The 16,594-nt window shown below is 73.7% G+C and carries 16 protein-coding genes and 1 tRNA gene; 5 read left to right on the plus strand and 12 right to left on the minus strand.

From position 1 onward, the window contains the following. Positions 1-90 precede the first annotated feature (90 nt). Positions 91-1,374: a phosphatase PAP2 family protein gene (locus AC068A_RS32315; protein WP_478589859.1), complete on the minus strand. Its 1,284-nt coding sequence runs from the start codon at positions 1,372-1,374 to the stop codon at positions 91-93. A 240-nt stretch (positions 1,375-1,614) separates the two neighbouring features. Then, positions 1,615-1,688 (minus strand) — tRNA-Pro (locus tag AC068A_RS32320). 118 nt (positions 1,689-1,806) lie between these two features. Between AC068A_RS32320 and AC068A_RS32325 the strand changes: the two genes are divergently transcribed. Further along, positions 1,807-2,292 carry a DUF309 domain-containing protein gene (locus tag AC068A_RS32325; protein ID WP_478589830.1) on the plus strand — a complete coding sequence of 162 codons (486 nt, stop codon included), beginning with the start codon at positions 1,807-1,809 and terminating at the stop codon, positions 2,290-2,292. A 17-nt stretch (positions 2,293-2,309) separates the two neighbouring features. Here the strand turns inward: AC068A_RS32325 and AC068A_RS32330 are convergent, their stop codons facing one another. Both AC068A_RS32330 and AC068A_RS32335 read right to left on the minus strand, forming a co-directional pair. Beyond that, positions 2,310-2,708, minus strand: coding sequence for a VOC family protein (locus AC068A_RS32330; protein ID WP_478589831.1), 399 nt, complete (start codon positions 2,706-2,708; stop codon positions 2,310-2,312). A gap of 5 nt (positions 2,709-2,713) precedes the next feature. Beyond that, complete coding sequence (locus tag AC068A_RS32335) at positions 2,714-2,869, minus strand: hypothetical protein (RefSeq protein ID WP_478589832.1); 156 nt, start codon at positions 2,867-2,869, stop codon at positions 2,714-2,716. Between the two features lie 18 nt (positions 2,870-2,887). Between AC068A_RS32335 and cobF the strand changes: the two genes are divergently transcribed. Next, on the plus strand, positions 2,888-3,640 hold the full coding sequence (cobF, locus tag AC068A_RS32340) for a precorrin-6A synthase (deacetylating) (protein ID WP_478589833.1): 753 nt from the start codon (positions 2,888-2,890) through the stop codon (positions 3,638-3,640). A gap of 6 nt (positions 3,641-3,646) precedes the next feature. Here the strand turns inward: cobF and AC068A_RS32345 are convergent, their stop codons facing one another. Beyond that, positions 3,647-4,807: an aminotransferase class V-fold PLP-dependent enzyme gene (locus AC068A_RS32345; RefSeq protein ID WP_478589834.1), complete on the minus strand. Its 1,161-nt coding sequence runs from the start codon at positions 4,805-4,807 to the stop codon at positions 3,647-3,649. A 447-nt stretch (positions 4,808-5,254) separates the two neighbouring features. Further along, on the minus strand, positions 5,255-6,862 hold the full coding sequence (locus AC068A_RS32350) for a glycoside hydrolase family 71 protein (protein ID WP_478589835.1): 1,608 nt from the start codon (positions 6,860-6,862) through the stop codon (positions 5,255-5,257). Between the two features lie 402 nt (positions 6,863-7,264). Here AC068A_RS32350 and AC068A_RS32355 point away from each other — a divergent pair, with 402 nt between their 5' ends. Continuing rightward, positions 7,265-7,693 carry a hypothetical protein gene (locus AC068A_RS32355; RefSeq protein WP_478589836.1) on the plus strand — a complete coding sequence of 143 codons (429 nt, stop codon included), beginning with the start codon at positions 7,265-7,267 and terminating at the stop codon, positions 7,691-7,693. A 24-nt stretch (positions 7,694-7,717) separates the two neighbouring features. Here AC068A_RS32355 and AC068A_RS32360 read toward each other — a convergent pair whose 3' ends face one another. The 6 genes from AC068A_RS32360 to AC068A_RS32385 all read right to left on the minus strand — a co-directional run bounded on the left by AC068A_RS32360 (position 7,718) and on the right by AC068A_RS32385 (position 14,602). Beyond that, a complete protein-coding gene (locus tag AC068A_RS32360; protein WP_478589837.1) occupies positions 7,718-8,557 on the minus strand; it encodes a hypothetical protein in 840 nt (279 codons plus the stop codon). Positions 8,558-8,844: 287 nt separating this feature from the next. Next, positions 8,845-11,070 carry an NADP-dependent isocitrate dehydrogenase gene (locus AC068A_RS32365; protein ID WP_478589838.1) on the minus strand — a complete coding sequence of 742 codons (2,226 nt, stop codon included), beginning with the start codon at positions 11,068-11,070 and terminating at the stop codon, positions 8,845-8,847. A gap of 218 nt (positions 11,071-11,288) precedes the next feature. Beyond that, positions 11,289-11,642 (minus strand): DUF805 domain-containing protein, encoded by a 354-nt coding sequence (locus tag AC068A_RS32370; RefSeq protein WP_478589839.1) that lies wholly within the window; start codon positions 11,640-11,642, stop codon positions 11,289-11,291. Between the two features lie 400 nt (positions 11,643-12,042). Then, on the minus strand, positions 12,043-13,125 hold the full coding sequence (gene corA, locus AC068A_RS32375; RefSeq protein WP_478589840.1) for a magnesium/cobalt transporter CorA: 1,083 nt from the start codon (positions 13,123-13,125) through the stop codon (positions 12,043-12,045). A gap of 88 nt (positions 13,126-13,213) precedes the next feature. Then, on the minus strand, positions 13,214-13,606 hold the full coding sequence (locus tag AC068A_RS32380) for a TOBE domain-containing protein (protein WP_478589841.1): 393 nt from the start codon (positions 13,604-13,606) through the stop codon (positions 13,214-13,216). Positions 13,607-13,615: 9 nt separating this feature from the next. Further along, complete coding sequence (locus tag AC068A_RS32385) at positions 13,616-14,602, minus strand: LysR family transcriptional regulator ArgP (protein WP_478589860.1); 987 nt, start codon at positions 14,600-14,602, stop codon at positions 13,616-13,618. Between the two features lie 69 nt (positions 14,603-14,671). On the opposite strand from AC068A_RS32385, the gene AC068A_RS32390 reads away from it, so the two are divergent. Further along, entirely contained in the window at positions 14,672-15,295 is a 624-nt protein-coding gene (locus AC068A_RS32390) for a LysE/ArgO family amino acid transporter (protein WP_478589842.1), read from the plus strand. A 117-nt stretch (positions 15,296-15,412) separates the two neighbouring features. Next, positions 15,413-16,510, plus strand: coding sequence for an NUDIX domain-containing protein (locus AC068A_RS32395; RefSeq protein WP_478589843.1), 1,098 nt, complete (start codon positions 15,413-15,415; stop codon positions 16,508-16,510). Positions 16,511-16,594 lie beyond the last annotated feature (84 nt).

The raw sequence follows: 16,594 nt of genomic DNA on the forward strand, positions 1-16,594 counted from the left end.
TCCCCCCCCCCCCCCCCCCCCCCCCCCCCCCCCCCCCCCCCCCCCCCCCCCCCCCCCCCCCCCCCCCCCCCCCCCCCCCCCCACCACGGCTCACACCAGTTCGGGCTGCGGTTCGCGTCGCGGTTCGGGCAGTTGCGCCGGCGCGGCCTTGCGCTCCCACCGCCGGGTGTCCCGTACGTAGCCGTAGACCACCGAGGCCATCGCCAGCACGACCAGCGGCCCGAACACCCACGGATGCCCGGCCATCTCCACCGACAGGTAGCGGTACGACAGCAGGAGCGCGGTGAAGACCGCGGCGCCGTAGCCGACCAGCCGGGTTGCCGGCCGGTCCCAGCCGCGGTCGAGCGAGCGCATCGCCGCGTCGATCGTGAGCGTGAACACCACGCCGGCGACGATGTCCGCGCCGTAGTGGTAGCCGAAGCCCAGGGTCGCGCCGAGCGTGGTGATCAGCCAGAAGGTGCCCAGGAACCGCAGGGCGCGCGGGCCCTTGCGGGAGTGGACGAAGATCGCGGTGGCCCACGCCGTGTGCAGGCTGGGCATGCAGTTGCGCGGGGTGACCTCGTCGAAGGGCATCGGCTGCGGGGTGCCGACCGGCGGCGGGGTGTTCGGCCAGAGGTCGGCCAGCGCCCAGTGGCCTCCGTCGGCGCCGTAGGCGAAGATCGGCCCGACCACCGGGAAGATCATGTAGATGCCCGGCCCGAGCAGGCCGATGACGAGGAAGGTGCGCACCAGGTGGTGGCCCGGGAAGCGGCGCTCGACCGCCACGTTGCGCAACTGGTACAGCGCGACGACCACCGCGGCGACCGCGAGCTGGACGTAGACCCAGTCGAGGACGTGGGCGCCGACCGAGCCGGTGGCCTCGACGATCCGGCCTGCCACCCATGACGGGTTGCCCAGCGCGTGATCGGCGGCCGCCACGTACGGGTCGAGCACCATCGGGCGGGTCTTCGACGTGATCAGCAGCCAGGTGTAGCCGGTCTTGCGGCCGGCCACCAGCAGGAGGGCCAGTCCGACGCCCTTCAGCAGCAGGGCACGCTCCCGGCCGGTGCGGCGCGTCACCGCGACGACGGCACAGGCCAAGGTCACCCACAGGGCACCGTTGCCGAACATCATCTCGGCGCCGATGGCCCACCGCACGAGCCAGAAGACGAGGTCGATGCCGATGGCGGCACCGACGGCGATGAACCGCTGCCGCCAGGTGAGCACCACCAGCATCAACGTCATACTGGCGTACAGCACCGTCCCCGATGCGGGGGCGAAGATCACCTCGCGCGCCTGGGCGGTGATCGGACCCGGCACGCCGTAACGGCGCGCGGCGATCTCCAGTGCTATGAGGAATCCGAGGGCCACCACGCTCACCGCGGCCCACAGCATGACCCGCGGCCGACGCCACGCAGCGGACTTGATTCCCCCGTCCGTTCGCGAGAGCACTCGCGATTCCGCAGATATCAATTCTTCAGCCGATGTTCATGATTCAACTTGGTCAGCGTTGACTCGAACATGCTAGCGGAGCGGGTGGGTTTCGACGTCGAGGGCAGCACACCCTCCGCGAACGCACGAAAGGCCGCCCTCTCATGGATGAGAGAACGGCCTCCGACTTGCGACTTCGCAAAGTCGGGACGACAGGATTTGAACCTGCGACCCCTTGACCCCCAGTCAAGTGCGCTACCAAGCTGCGCCACGTCCCGATGCGCTCCGGTGGGGCTTCCCACTTGGGGTTTTACCGTCCCGGCGGCACATGCAGAACATTACCCCACGCTGAGGGGTGTGTATGCACGGGTATCCGCCGCGGGGCAGGATGGCCGCATGGACGGACGGGATCGGGACGCGGCCGGGCGGGCGCGGAGCGCGCGGCCGCGGGACGGGCTGGGGCGGCCGCTGCCCTACGGGGAGCCCGGCGTGCCGCGCGGGCCCGAGGGGGTGGCGCGGACGCCGGCGGAGACGGTCGGGGAGGCGCAGCGGCTGCTGGACGCCGGGATGCCGTTCCACGCCCACGAGGTGTTCGAGGACGCCTGGAAGTCCGGGCCGGCGCAGGAGGCGCCGCTGTGGCGCGGGCTCGCGCAGCTGGCGGTCGGCCTGACCCACGCCGCCCGCGGGAACGCCGTGGGCGGGGCGCGGCTGCTGCGGCGCGGGGCCGATGCCCTGGATCCCGCCCCGGTGCCGGAGGCATACGGGATCGACGTGCCGGGGCTGGTGGTCTGGGCGCGGGAGTTGGCGCGGCGGGTCGAGGCCGGCGGGCCGCCGGTCGACGCTGCGGCCGAGGCCCCGCGACTCGCCCCCCGTCACCCCTGATGTCCCGGATCGGCCGCTCAGGCCTCCCGGACCGGCTGGAGGAGGTCCCAGCGGTTGCCGTACAGGTCCTCGAAGACCGCGACCGAGCCGTACGGTTCGTGGCGCGGGTCCTCCATGAAGCGGACGCCCTCCTTCGTCATGCGGGCGTGGTCGCGGGCGAAGTCGTCGGTGTGGAGGAAGAACCCGACGCGGCCGCCGGTCTGGTCGCCGACCCGGGCGCGCTGGGCCTCGTCCTTGGCCCGGGCCAGCAGCAGCGCGGATTCCGTGGCGCCCTGCGGGCGGACCACGACCCAGCGGGACCCGTCGGCGCGCAGGGTGTCCTCGACGAGCGTGAAGCCGAGCGCGCGGGTGTAGAAGTCGATGGCCTCGTCGTAGTCGCGGACCAGGAGGGCGGCGAGGGCGATGTGTGCGGACATGGCCCCTATTGTGCGCAGGCCGTGAGCAGCACGGCCTCCGGGGTCCGGGGGCCGCGCACCCCTTCCACCCGGTCGAGTTCGCTGTCCAGGCGTACGGCGGCGGTCCCGGTGCGGGGGCACAGCGCGTCGTTGACGCAGGTGGCGAACGGGGCCGCAGGCATGGGGGGCAGAATAGCCGCGTGAAGAAGTTCTCAGTGATCGGCATAGGCGCGGGCGACCCGGACCACCTGACCCTTCAGGCGGTCAAGGCGATCGGCGCGGCGGACGCGTTCCTCATCCTGGAGAAGGGCGAGGAGAAGGCGGACCTGACCGGGCTGCGGCGCGAGATGCTCGCCGTGCACGCCCGCCCCGGGCACCGGATCGTGGAGGGCCGGGACCCGGACCGGGACCGGACCCCGGTCCGGTACGCGCCGACGGTCGACGGCTGGCGCAGCGCGCGGGCGGAGATTTTCGAGCGGTTCATCGCCGAGGACCTCGCGGAGGGCGAGACCGGCGCGTTCCTGGTGTGGGGCGACCCCTCGCTGTACGACTCCACCCTCGCGATCCTCGACGAGGTGCTGGAGCGGGGCCGGGTGGCCTTCGACCACGAGGTCGTGCCCGGTGTCAGCAGCGTCTCCGCGCTGCTGGCCCGGCACCGCACCACCCTGAACCGGGTGGGGCGGCCGGTCCAGATCACCACCGGGCGGCGGCTGGCCGAGGGCTGGCCCGCGGACGCGGACGACGTGGTGGTGATGCTGGACGCACGGCACGCCTTCACGGCCCACCTGGACCAGGACCTGTACATCTACTGGGGCGCCTACGTCGGCACCCCGGACGAGATCCTGGTGCAGGGCAAGCTGGCGGAGGTCTCCGGCCGGATCGAGGAGCTCCGGACCGAGGCCCGCGCCCGCAAGGGCTGGATCATGGACACGTACCTGCTCAGGCGCGGCTGAGACCGGTCACTTCAGGAGGGGCGGGAGGACGGCGGCGAGGCGTTCGTACTCCTCGGGGCGGTTGTAGAGCTGCCCGCACACGCGGATGCCGCCGCCGCCCGGCCACGGCCAGATCAGGACCCGGATGCCCTGTTCGGCCGCGATCCGCTCGCGCAGGGCGCGGGCCTCCTCGGGGGTCCGCGCCAGTCCGGGCGGCAGCCGCAGGGAGCGCATGGCCAGGCCTTCGGTGTACGGCAGCGGGGTGATCCCGGGGAGTTCGGCGAGCAGGGCCGCGCCGTGGGCGGCGAGGGCGGCGTTGTGGGCCCGGACCTTGGCGGGGTCGAGCCGCTGGAGGAGGTCCAGGCCCTCGGGGGCGGCGAGCCAGCCGGTGTAGTCGGCGGTGGCCCGGTTCTCCACGGAGCGGGGGAAGCCGTGCGGGTCCTCCCAGGAGGGGACGAGCGCGCGGACCCGGCCGCGGTGGGCGGGGGTGACGGCGAGGACGGCACTGCCGGAGGGGGCGTAGCCCCACTTGTGCAGGTTGCCGAACCAGAAGTCGGCGCCGACGGCGAGCGGGTCGGCGAGCATGCCGGGGGCGTGGGCGCCGTCGACGACGGTGGTGATCCCGCGGTCGGCGAGGTCGGCGAGCAGCCGGGGCGTGGCGAGGACCCGGGCGGTGGGCGAGCTGATGTGGTCGAGGACGGCCACCTTCGTACGGGGTGTCAGGGCGGCGAGCACGGTCTCGCGGACGGCGTCCTCGTCGGGCAGGGACGGGTCCAGGGCCACGGTGGTGACGGGGGCCCGGCGGGCGGCGGCCGCGGTGACGGTGCCGTAGCCGTGGTCGGTGACCAGGATCTCGTCGCCGTCGGCCAGCGGGACGGCGGCGAGGGCGAGGTTGGCGCCCTCGGTGGCGTTGGATACGAACGCGATGCCGTCGGGGTCGGCCGCCAGGTGGGCGGCGATCCGGGTGCGGGCGGCGGCGATCCGGTCGGGGGCGCCGATGAAGAAGGCGTCGGGGTCGGCGTGCGCCTCGTCGCGCAGCGCGGCCTGGGCCTCCTGGACGGGGACGGGGACCGCGCCGAACGAGCCGTGGTTGAGGTGGGCGATCCGGGGGTCCAGGCGGAACAGCCCGGGGCCGCCGGGGAACTCGGACGGGGCGGCGTTCGGTGCGTCGCTGGTCGGCTGGATCACGGGGCCTCCGCGGAGTGGACGGTGCGGTCGTCTCCGGATCATCGGGCGCGGCGGGTCGGGCCGGGAAGGGCCAATCCCGCCAGGGTGGCGCACCTCGCGGCCGACGGCCACCCGAATCCCGGAGCCGGACGCGGGAACCCGAAACCAGCCCCGCCGGCGTTTGAGGCGCGGAGGGTATGGGGGCGGAGCCCCCGCAAGGGTCCGGGCGGAGCCCGGTTTCGGGAAGGGGCCGGGTGGGGGAAGGCTCCCGGGGCGGCCGGGCCGCAGCGCAGAGGACGGGCCCGGCCGCGGGGGCCGGCCGCGAGCGCGGGACCGACCGCACACCCGGAACCGACCGCACCCGGAACCGACCGCAGGCCGGGGACCGGCCACCCGCCCGGGACCGACCGCAGGCCCGGGACCGGCTCCGGCGCGGCCGCAGGCCCGTTGGCCTCAGGCCCGTTGGCCTCAGCTCCGGCCGCTGGTGACGGCGTGGTACTGGAGGTCCTGGACCTTGACCGTGCGCTGCACGGGGCGGGGCAGCTCCGCCCTGGCGCCCGTCTTCCCGCCGCGGACGACGGCCGCCGCGCTGGTGCCGGTCCGCAGCGGCAGCAGCGTGGAGTGGGGTCCGGCCGGGGCCTTGTGCGTTCCCGTGGCCGATCCCGTCCTGGTGAGGATGGTCGCCGGGGCCTTCAGGAAGCTGAGCACCTCCACCGTGTCGCGGGCCGCGGCGCTGCCCCTGCGCAGGGACATCACCAGGGACTGGTCGCCGGTGGGATCGGTGGCCGCGAACTGGGTGCGGGCCGTGACGTACAGGGTGTCGCGGACGATCTTCGGCCAGCTGCCCGTCTTGAACCGGGTCAGGTAGTACGAGGTCAGGTCAAGGTAGGCGTGGCCGTTGTGCACGGAGGGGGCGAACTGGGTGCCCTCGGAGTAGTCGTTCCAGGTGGTCAGCTGGACCCAGTCGGCTCCGTCCTCGATGGCGCGGGTCCAGGTGGTGCGCAGGGTGGCGGTGTTGCCGGCCTCGTCGTAGACGCCCTGGTTGGGGCGGGCGTCCTGGACGGAGACGGGCTGCATCCACACCTTGCCCAGGTCGTGCGCCCGCCGTACGTCGCGGGTGGCGCCCTCCTGGCCGACGTAGCTGCGCGAGCCCCACTCGGAGAAGCCGTGGCTGAGGGGCGCGAACCGCTCGTGGTGGGAGTTGAAGTCGAGGAAGGTCGGGAGGAACGCGGTGCGGATGCCGTGCCGGGATTCCAGCAGGTCCATGAAGCGGCTCCACCAGGCCGGGTCCTTCGCCTCCGCCTTGAAGGGGGAGACGACGAGCCGGCCGTCGCCGAGGCGGTGGGCGGCGGGGGACTTGCCGAGGGCGGCGACGGCGTCGGCGAGGACGGCCGGGTCGTCGGTCTTCAGCGAGGTCATGTCCGGCATCAGCATGATCTTGAAGCCGGGGTCGACCGAACGGGCGGCCTCCATCAGGAGGTTGGCCCGGTCCCAGTTCTGCCCGCTGAGGGAGAGCATGTCGAGGGTGAACCCGTCGAGGCCGGCGGTGCGGGCCGTGCGCACCTCCTGGCGGAGGTTGGCGAGCTCCCAGTTGCCGCTCTTGGGCTTGACGGGCAGGGGCCGGTCGCGCAGCAGGCCTCCGTACCGCTCGTGCTTGCCGTTCTCGCCGTCGGGGTTCAGGTAGTTGCGGGTGTAGTAGTCCTTGTCCGCGCGGACGTTGTCGAGGGAGAGCGGGTACGGGGTGAAGTAGTGCGCGAACACCAGCTTCCTGCCCGCGCCCGCGGCGGCGCGCAGGGCGGCCGGCTCGGGCATGTCGAACGGGAGGGCGCCTGCGGGCCGGTGGTCGCCGGTGTCGCCGGCGTCCGGGGCCGGGCCCTTGCCCTCCCCGGTGCCGCCCTGGCCCTTGCCGGGGGCGGGGGCCGCCCTGCCGGAGCCGGAGCCGCCGGGTGCGGCGGGCCACGGTTCGCCGATGCCGGGGACGGCGTTGTCCTGTCCCGCCCCGGCCGTGAAGGGGTCCCAGGCCATGCCGGCGGCGCAGACGCCGAAGAGCAGGAAACCGGACAGGAGCAGGGTCACCAGGGGACGGCCGCGGAAGCCCCGCCGGCGCCGGTGCGAGGCGCGTCGCCGTTCGGATCGGGTTCCGGCCTGCCGCTGCGCGCGCCGGCCTGTTGTCCGGTCCGCTCTCATCGTGCGTGTCCTTCCTGGAATATGCCCGGTCTTGCGGGCCGAAGAGCAGTAGAGCCGATTACCGGCTTCCGGACAACCGTTCCCCCTGACGCGTACAGCGCCGCGGCCCGGCAGGGTCGCGTCGGCCGGCGGCGGCAGGCGGACCGTTTCTCCGGATTGCGGCATTCCCCTGGCACTGTGTCAGAACTGGCGCACAATCGTCGATACGCGGCCCGAATCCACCCTTGGCCGCGCATGGACACGCATGCAATGGGGGGCATCGTGCCGATGAGGGAGTCAGGCCGTGCCGGGATGCTGCCGGCGACATCCGACGAACTGTCCAGCTTGCTGACCGCCGTCCGGCGCGGCCGCGTGCTGACGGTCACCGGGCGCTTCCGGGAGCCGCGGGGCCTGCTGGTGCGGGAGATCGCGGAGCGGCTCGCGTCCAACTTCTGCGACGGGGCCGCCGTTGTCCGCGTCGGCCGCCGCTTCGGCGTCCGCGAGCTGACGGCGGCCCTGGGCTGCGTTCCGGGGACGGCGTTCCTGCCGTGCGGGGCGGCGAGCACCCTCTCGTGGCTCGCGGAGCGGGACATGCTGCTCGTCCTGGACGGCGGCGAGTTCCTCGCCCCGCAGGCGCTGTCCTGGCTCGGGGAGCTGCTCGACGCGGCCCCGGGGGTGCGGATCCTGGCCTCCGGGCGGGGCCCGCTCGGCCTCGCCGGGGAACGCGTCCACCGCCTCTGACGGGCGGTGCGCGGCCGGCCCCGGTCAGCCGCGGTACTTGGCGAGCACCTGCCGCAGCAGCCGGGCGGCCGCCCGCTGCGGGCCGGCCGCACCGGCCGGCCCGTTCGGTACGGCCGGCGCCGGCCGCCGGGCCCGGAGCTGCGTCCACACCGCGTCCGGGCAGCGGCCCTGGGGGCGGGACTTGAGGAACCTGCGGTACGGCACCACGCGCGGCTCCCGGCCGATCTCCACCCAGTGGGGGCGGCCGGACACCTCGTCCCAGCCCGTGTTCGGGATCCGGATGTGGTCGCGGCGCCCGTCCTTGTCCTTGCTGGTGATCTGGGCGACCCGCGCCCCGCCGGACCCGTTCTCCAGCACCACGCAGTAGTGCCGCAGCTGCCGTTTCGGGTCCTCCCGCAGCGGCACCATCGCCAGCCAGACCTCGCCCGGGAGCGGGCGCGCCCCCCGCCGCTCGTCCCACCGGCGTACGAGGAGGTGCACGGCGAGGGCCGCGAGCCCGGCCACGAGGCCCTCGACCGAGGCCCGCACGTTCCACGGCTGCCCGGCCAGCCGCGCCTCGGCGTACAGCACGGCCCCGGCGACGGCGGCCAGCAGGACGGCGGCCCGCAGCAGGAACAGCCACCACAGGAACCGCCCGCCCCGCCCCGCCACGGCGGTGAGCACGCACGCCACGGCGACCGGGATGCCGTAGACGACGGCCCACCGGCCGGCGCCCTCCACCTTTAGCGGCGGGGTCTGCTCGGCCAGCAGGTCCGGCAACAGGACGGGGAGGGCCAGCAGACAGCCGACCAGCCCCACGACGTTGAGCAGCAGGTAGCCCGCGCAGCCGGTTCCCGCGCAGGACGTGTTGTCGCGACGTGCCACCAAGCCTCCCCCAGCTCCGGGCCCGCACGCTAACGCACGCGCAACACCCGCGCCAGGGGCCACTGTTGGACAGCGGTGGCGCAGCAGCGAAGGGTCATCCGGACCGCGGTGGGCACGTCGGGACCAGGCCCCGGAACGCGTCAGGGCTGCTTCCACCCGTCGACGGGCAGGCCGGCGGAGAGCGGCCGGCAGGGCCGGGGGTACGGGTACGCCCCGGCCGGCGGCTGCCGGCCGGGGCGTACCCGGGCAAAGCCCTGCGGAAGACCTCGGAGCGAGGTCGGCGGGCCTCAGGCCAGGGTCGCGAGCGCCTGGTTGAAGGTCGCCGACGGCCGCATGACGGCGGCGGCCTTCGCCGGGTCGGGCTGGTAGTAGCCGCCGATCTCGGCCGGGGAGCCCTGGACGGCGATCAGCTCGTCGACGATGGTCTGCTCGGCCCCGGTCAGCGTCTCGGCGAGCGGGCCGAAGGCGGACGCCAGCGCCGCGTCGTCGGTCTGCTTGGCCAGCTCCTGCGCCCAGTACATGGCCAGGTAGAAGTGGCTGCCGCGGTTGTCGATGCCGCCGACGCGGCGGGTCGGCGACTTGTCCTCGTTGAGGAAGGTGCCGGTGGCGCGGTCGAGGGTGTCGGCCAGCACCTGGGCGCGGGCGTTGCCGGTGGTGGTGGCGAGGTGCTCGAAGGAGGCGGCCAGCGCGAAGAACTCGCCGAGCGAGTCCCAGCGCAGGTAGTTCTCCTTGACCAGCTGCTGGACGTGCTTCGGGGCGGAGCCGCCGGCGCCCGTCTCGAACAGGCCGCCGCCCGCCATCAGCGGGACGACCGACAGCATCTTGGCGCTGGTGCCCAGCTCCAGGATCGGGAACAGGTCGGTGAGGTAGTCGCGCAGGACGTTGCCGGTCACCGAGATGGTGTCCTCGCCGCGGCGGATGCGCTCCAGGGAGAACTTGGTGGCCTCGACCGGGGACAGGATCTTGATCTCCAGGCCCTCGGTGTCGTGCTGCGGCAGGTACGCGTTGACCTTCTCGATCAGCTGCGCGTCGTGGGCGCGGCCGGCGTCCAGCCAGAAGACGGCCGGGACGCCGGTGGCGCGGGCGCGGGTGACGGCCAGCTTGACCCAGTCCTGGATCGGCGCGTCCTTGGTCTGGCAGGCGCGGAAGATGTCGCCCTCGGACACCTCCTGCTCCAGGACGACGTTGCCGGCGGCGTCGACGAGGCGGACGGTGCCGGCCGCGGCGATCTCGAAGGTCTTGTCGTGGGAGCCGTACTCCTCGGCCTTCTGCGCCATGAGGCCGACGTTCGGGACGGAGCCCATGGTCGACGGGTCGAAGGCGCCGTGCGCCTTGCAGTCCTCGACGACGGCCTGGTAGACGCCGGAGTAGCTGCTGTCCGGGAGGACGGCGAGGGTGTCGGCCTCCTGGCCGTCCGGGCCCCACATGTGGCCGGAGGTGCGGATCATGGCCGGCATCGAGGCGTCGACGATCACGTCGGACGGGACGTGCAGGTTGGTGATGCCCTTGTCCGAGTCGACCATCGCCAGGGCCGGGCCCTCGGCGAGCTCGGCGTCGAAGGAGGCCTTGATCTCGTCACCCAGGCCGTGCGGGATGGAGTCCAGGCCGTTCAGGATGGCGCCGAGGCCGTCGTTCGGGGACAGGCCGGCGGCGGTCAGGACCTCGCCGTACTTGGCGAAGGTCTGCGGGAAGAAGGCGCGGACGACGTGGCCGAAGACGATCGGGTCGGAGACCTTCATCATCGTGGCCTTGAGGTGCACGGAGAACAGCACGCCCTCGGCCTTGGCCCGGGCGACCTGCTCCGACAGGAAGGTGCGCAGGGCGGCGGCGCGCATCACGGAGGCGTCGACGACCTCGCCGGCCAGGACGGGGACGGACTCGCGCAGGACGGTGACGGCGCCGTCGGCGGCGACGTGCTCGATGCGCAGCGTGCCGTTCTCGGCGACGGTGGCGGACTTCTCGGTGGAGCGGAAGTCGTTCTCGCCCATGGTGGCGACGTTGGTCTTGGACTCGGCGGTCCAGGCGCCCATGCGGTGCGGGTGGGTCTTGGCGTAGTTCTTGACCGAGCCGGGGGCGCGGCGGTCGGAGTTGCCCTCGCGCAGGACCGGGTTCACGGCGGAGCCCTTGACCTTGTCGTAGCGGGAGCGGATCTCGCGCTCCTCGTCGGTCTTCGGGTCGTCCGGGTAGTCCGGGAGCGCGTAGCCCTGGCCCTGGAGCTCGGCGATCGCGGCCTTCAGCTGCGGGATCGAGGCCGAGATGTTGGGCAGCTTGATGATGTTGGCTTCCGGCGTCTTCGCCAGCTCGCCGAGCTCGGCGAGGGCGTCGGCGATGCGCTGGCCCTCCTCCAGGTACTCGGGGAAGGAGGCGATGATCCGACCGGCCAGGGAGATGTCACGGGTCTCGACATTCACACCGGCCGTCGACGCGTAGGCCTGGATCACAGGCAGGAAGGAATACGTCGCCAGGGCCGGGGCCTCGTCAGTGTGCGTGTAGATGATCGTCGAGTCAGTCACCGGATGCTCCGCTCCAAGTCTGCGTCTCTCGTCTGCAAGATTGCTCGACATCAAGATATCTCGTGATCGGGCCGGTCCGGACAGCCCCCTGCCGCAAGCCGGGCGAGACGCGTGTCACGTGGGTGACGCCCGGAAACGGCGCGAGCGTCGCCCCGGCCGTTTCCGGCCGGGGCGACGCTCGGACGCTGCGGTGCCCGTACGGGCCCGCGGGGGCTCGATCAGGCCTGGAGGGCCTTCGGGTTCGGGCCGTACTGGTTCGGCTGCGACTGGCCCTCGGTGGCCATGAGGACGAGCAGCCAGATGCCGCCGATCAGCGGCACGAGGGCGATGAACATCCACCAGCCGGACTTGCCGGTGTCGTGCAGGCGGCGGATGCCGACGGCCAGACCCGGGAGGAAGACGGCGAGCGCGTAGATCGCGTAGAGCAGCGGGTAGGTGCCGATCGCGTTGTCGACCACCGCGATGATGATCAGCGCGATCAGGTTGAAGAGGGTGAACATCCAGTACTCCTGCCGGCGGGCGCGGCCGGAGAAGACGGTGTACTTCTTCAGAACGTCGGTGTAGTGGTGCATGAGTCCCCCCTGAGGACGGATGACGGCCCGTCCTTCTGGAGCAAGCCGGGGCAGAACTTATGCCCCGCTTACGTCGCGGTCAAGCCACTTACGGAGTAGCCGGAATGAGAGATTCCGGTGCCGTAGGCGACCAATTCCACGCCCCTCGAGGACCACTTGGAACACACCGGCGCTCCCAGGTCACACGGGGTGACGAAACGGGGGCGGCGGGAGGTGCCCGGTGGGACGCGTGTGCCGTTTTGCCCTGTTCGCCGGACCCGGCATCCGCGCCGCCGCAGGCCCGGAAACTGGCCGATCGCAGCCCTCTGTTGCCCACATCGTTACGCCAACGCGACCTCGCCGGCACCGCGCGGGCCGGCGCGGTGCCGGCGGCCCGCAACGACGGCCCGCAACGGGAGGGTCAGAGCCAGCCGTTGCGGCGGAATCCGCGGTGGATGAGGAAGCAGGCCACGGCCATCACACCGACCACTGCCGGATACCCGTACGTCCAGTGCAGTTCGGGCATGTGGTCGAAGTTCATTCCGTAGACCCCGCAGACCATCGTCGGCACGGCGACGATGGCCGCCCATGCGGTGATCTTCCGCATGTCCTCGTTCTGGGCCACCGTCACCTGCGCGAGATGGGCCTGGAGGATCGAGTCGAGCAGGGCGTCGTAGCCGTTGATCTGGTCGGTCGCGCGGGTCAGGTGGTCGGCGACGTCCCGGAAGTACGCGCGCGCCTCCACCGGAACGGCCTGTATCGGCTGGGTGGCCAGCTGCTCCAGGGGCCGGGCCAGCGGGGCCACCGCCCGGCGCAGCTCCAGCAGTTCGCGCTTGAGCTGGTAGATGCGGCCCGCGTCGCCCCGGCCGCCGTTCCCGCTGAACACGGCGGTCTCGACGGCGTCGATGTCGTTCTGCACGGCGTCCGTGACGGCCACGTAGTCGTCGACGACATGGTCGGCGATGGCGTGCAGAACGGACGCCGGTCCCTTGGCCAGTTGCTCGGGAACCGCTTCCAGGCTCTCGCGGACCGGGCCGAGCGTGCCGCGGCCGCCGTGCCGGATGGTGATGACGAAGTCGTCCCCGGTGAAGGCCATCAGCTCGCCGGTCTCCACCACCTCGCTGGTCGCGGTGAGTTCCTCGTGCTCCACGTAGCGCACGGTCTTGAAGACGGCGAACAGTATGTCGTCGTACCGCTCCACCTTGGGGCGCTGGTGGGCGTGCACGGCGTCCTCGACGGCGAGCGGGTGCAGGCCGAACAGCTCGGCGAGCCCGGCGAGCTCCTCCTGCGTCGGCTCGTGCAGGCCGATCCACACGAAGCCCTCACCAGTCTTGCGGACCCGCCGCAGCGCCTCCTCGACCTCGGCGAAGCCGTCCTGGCGCACCCCGTCCTGGTAGACGATGCAGTTGACCACCGCGCTGCCGAGCGGGGAACGGGCCGGGTGGCTCAGGTCGACGGCCCGCCGGTAGCCGCGGCGCACCGCCCGGCGCAGGTTGCTGAACATGGACAACGTGTACTTCCCTTCGGCGGATCAGCGGCCAGTCTGCCACCGCCGCCGGCCCCCGCCCGCCCCGCCCGTACGTCCCGCCGGGTCAGGCGCGGTCGACGAACACGCTCGTCGACTTCACCCGGGCCACGGCCCGCGCCCCCACCTCCAGGCCCAGTTCCTCCACCGCCTCGCGGGTCAGCAGGGACACCACCCGGTGCGGTCCGGCCTGGATCTCCACCTGGGCGTCCACGGTGCCGAGCTTCACCGCGGTGACGATGCCGGGGAAGGAGTTGCGCACCGAGGTGTACGGGGCCTCCTCTGCCTCGGCCGCCTCCTGCGCGACCTGTACGCAGAACGCGGCGAGGTCGGGCCCGTCCACCATGCGCCGCGCGCCCTCCCGCCGGGTGGGGAACCGCTCGGCGTCCGCCCAGCGCCGGGCCGTGTCGACGCTCACGCCGAGCAGCCGGGCCGCCTGGCCGATCGTGTAGGAGTCCATGGCCGCAGCCTACGGGCCGGACGCGGGCCTCGGGGCCGCCCCGGGCCGGAGCGCCTCGGCCGCGGCGGCCGCGACCACGTCCGCCACCAGCGACAGGGCGGGCGAGTCGAGCTTCCACTGCTGCCAGTACAGCGGCACGTCCAGCGGACGCCCCGGCACCAGCAGGACCAGCTCACCCGACCGGAGCAGCGGCTCCGCCTGCGGCTGCGGCACCAGCCCCCAGCCCAGTCCTGCGGCGACCGCGTCGCAGAACCCCTCCGACGTGGGCACGTGGTGGCGCAGCGGACCGGCGCCGGCGTCCTCGTCGCCCGTCAGCGAGCGCACGAAGACGTCCTGGAGCACGTCCCGCCGGTCGAAGACGATCACGGGCGCGCGGCGCAGGGCCCGCTCCAGGCCGACCGGCCCGGGCCGCTCCCCCGTCCCCGGGCCCGTGCCCGCCCCGGCCTCCGGCCCCGCGAGGTGGCGGGCGGCGAACGCGGGGCTCGCCACCGGCAGGTACCGGGCCAGGCCCAGCGGCCGTACGGTGCAGCCCGCCACCGGGTCCGGGGAGGAGGTGACGGCCGCCATGACCTGGCCCTCCCGCAGCAGCGCCGTGGTGTGCGACTCGTCCTCCCGGCGCAGTTCGAAGAGGACCGGCGGGTCCTGCGGGACCCGGGTGAGCGCGGGCAGGAACCAGGTGGCGAGGGAGTCCGCATTGACGGCGATGGGCAGCCGCACCGGCCCGCCCTCGTCCTGCGCCATCCCGAGCTCCGCCCGGGCGTCGCGTTCCAGGCGGGCCAGCTGCCGGGCGAACCGGACCACGACCTGCCCGGACTCGGTGGCCCGGACGGGCTTGGTGCGCATCAGCAGCACCCGCCCGGTCCGCTGTTCGAGGGCCTTGACCCGCTGGCTGACCGCCGACGGGGTCACGTGGAGGGCGGCCGCGGCGGCGTCGAACGTGCCTTCGTCCACCACGGCGAGGAGGGTGCGCACCTGGTCCAGGGGAAGCTCGTCCATCACAATCGCTAAGGGTACGTAAAAATCTTTAGCTGTACTGCACTCCGCGCCGTTCATATGGTCGAACGCATGACACACGGCATCATCACGGCGGCCCTCGCCGGCTTCGGCACCGGACTCTCCCTCATCGTCGCCATCGGCGCCCAGAACGCCTTCGTCCTGCGGCAGGGGGTGCGCCGCCATGCCGTCCTCGCCGTGGTCGCCATCTGCGCCCTCTCCGACGCCGTCCTGATCGCCCTCGGCGTCGCCGGGGTCGGGGCCTTCGTCACCGCCTGGCCCACCGCGCTGACCGCGGTTGGCCTCGCCGGCGGCACGTTCCTGGTCTGCTACGGAGTCCTCGCCGCCCGCCGGGTGCTGCGGCCGGTCCCCGGCGCCGCCCTGGACACCGCGGGGGCCACCGCCGCCTCCCGCCGGCGGGCGGTCCTGACCTGCCTGGCCATGACCTGGCTCAACCCGCACGTCTACCTGGACACCGTGCTGCTGCTCGGCTCCCTCGCCGCCGACCGGGGAGACCTGAGGTGGGCCTTCGGCATCGGGGCCGGGCTGGCCAGCCTGATCTGGTTCACGACCCTCGGCTACGGCGCCCGTCTGCTCAGCGGCCTGCTCTCGCGCCCCAAGGCCTGGCGGGTGCTGGACGGCCTCGTCGCGGCGACCATGGTCACCATGGGCGGGATGCTGCTGGCCCGCGCCTGACCCCCGGCCGCGGACGCCGGGAACGCCGGGGGACCCAGGGAGACGCCGGGTCGGGCGTGGCCCGGCCCGGCGCGGGGTACGCACTCCCCCGCCTCCGCACGACCACAGGAGCCCCACGTGCCCGACACCCCGTCCGACCCCTCGTCCGACCGCCCCTCCCCCGAGCAGGTGCGCGCGTACTACGCCGCCCAGCCGGCCCCGCTCGTCGCCGCCACCGGCCTCGTCCTGGACGGCACCGGGCGGGTCCTGGTCCTGACCCCCTCGTACAAGGCGGGCCGGGAACTGCCGGGCGGCACCGTCGAGGGCACCGAGACCCCCGAGGAGGGACTGGCCCGCGAGCTGAAGGAGGAGCTGGACCTGAGCGTGCCGGTCGGCCGGCTGCTCGCGGTGGACTCACGGACCCCGGGATCGCTCGGGCGCTCCCTCGTCGTGCACGTCCACCTCGTCGGGCCGCTCTCCCCCGCGCAGGCCGCCGCCCTCTCGTTCCCGGACGGGGAGGTCGCCGAGGCCCACTGGCTCGCGCCGGAGGAGGCGTACGCGGTGCTGCCCGCCCGGATCGCGCCCCGGCTGCGCGCCGGGCTGGCCGCCCTGCGCGCGGGCTCGATCGCGCACCTCGTCGACGGCGTGCCCCAGCCGGGCTCGCCGGTCGGACTGGACCCGCGGCGGCGTACGGCGCTGGAGCACGCGGGCCGGTTCGACGCGGCGAGCCACCGCGCCGCCCGCCCCAAGGCCCTGACCGCGGCGAGCATGCTGTGCACCGACGAGGCCGGCGGCGTCCTGCTGGTGGAGCCCGCGTACGGCAGGCCGGGCCGGTGGCACCTGCCCGGCGGCGGGATCGACAGCGACCTCGGCGAGACCCCGCGCGCCGCGGCCCGGCGGGAGGCGCACGAGGAGCTCGGCCTCGAACTGGAGCCGAACCGGCTGCTCGGGATCAACTGGGCCCACAAGCCGGGTTACCCGGCCCGGATCCGCTTCCTCTACGACGGCGGGGTCCTGGACGCCGCCACGCTCGCCCGGATCCGGCTGGCCCCCGGCGAGCTGCTGCGCTGGCGGACGGCGGCCCCCGGCGAGCTGCGGGGCCTGGTCAAGCCGAACCTGCGCCGCCAGATCGAGGCCTGCCTGCGGGCGCGGGCGGAGGGCACGGGCCCGCTGGAGCTGCACGCCGGCCGCCCGGCAGGCACCGGTGCGGGCAGGGCCGCCGACCGGAAGCGGTAGGTCCGCTCCGGCCGGCGGCGGGCCGAACGCGGCGAGCCGGCCGACGGCGGGAGCGGGTCCCCCGCTGGTCCATCCGGGCGGCCC

It is taken from the genome of Streptomyces sp. NPDC043854 (assembly GCF_056436005.1).